Origin of the sequence: Vibrio sp. 10N.222.49.C9, assembly GCF_041474985.1 — a bacterium.
Lineage (GTDB): Bacteria > Pseudomonadota > Gammaproteobacteria > Enterobacterales > Vibrionaceae > Vibrio > Vibrio crassostreae_C.
The window spans coordinates 1-714 of sequence record NZ_JBFRVD010000070.1; the positions used below are offsets into that span (position 1 = coordinate 1).

Sequence of the window (714 nt, forward strand, 5' to 3'; positions counted from 1 at the left end):
GTACAATAGGTGAATATATGAAAAACGTATTTAGTGTGGCGCTCGTAGCGCTTCTAGGATCTACATCGCTGATGGCCCAAGATTACAATGAAGTAATTGATTCAGTGGGCGAAAGGGTGTCGTATGAGTTGCTGTCCAAGGAGGATGCAACTCAAGGTTCAGGCGGGAATTATACAGTGGGTGAGGCTGCGTACTCTGCTAATGTCATAAGGGCGTCTCAGGCGACAACGGTGGACAGTGTAGAGCGTCAAAATATTATTGATGAGTCTCGTGGAGGCACGATTGCTCAGGCGACTCATTCAAACACCAGTTATATGGCAAGCAGATTGTCCGATACTGAGCGTAACTACCTAATCAATGAAAGTGCGAAGGTGATGTGTGCGTCGATAGTAGGTACAACGAGGTCGGACAGCGGTAATTATTGCTCGAGCCAGGACAGGGTTTATTGGAATGCTACGTATCGCACCGACTACACCTGGGCGGGGTCAATTTGCAATATTGTTGAGGTTCGGACGTCTTATAGTGAAAAGTCGTTTTCTCGTGATTGCGCAGGTACTGGTGGTAGTGGTAGAGATAGGTGATGGTAATGAAGAATGTATTTGGTGTGTTTTTAATGCTTGCGTCATCTTTTGCGATGGCTCAAGGGAGTTTGAATTATGATGATTACTTGAGGGGTGTGAATCCTTCAAATATTGTAAGTGAGGGTCTTTATGA

At 45.4% G+C, this 714-nt stretch carries 1 protein-coding gene; it reads left to right on the top strand.

All coding sequences use genetic code 11. The features are described from left to right. On the top strand, window positions 1-581 hold a 581-nt coding region (locus AB4585_RS21590), incomplete at its 5' end, for a hypothetical protein (protein ID WP_372170873.1). Between the last annotated feature and the right edge of the window lie 133 nt (window positions 582-714).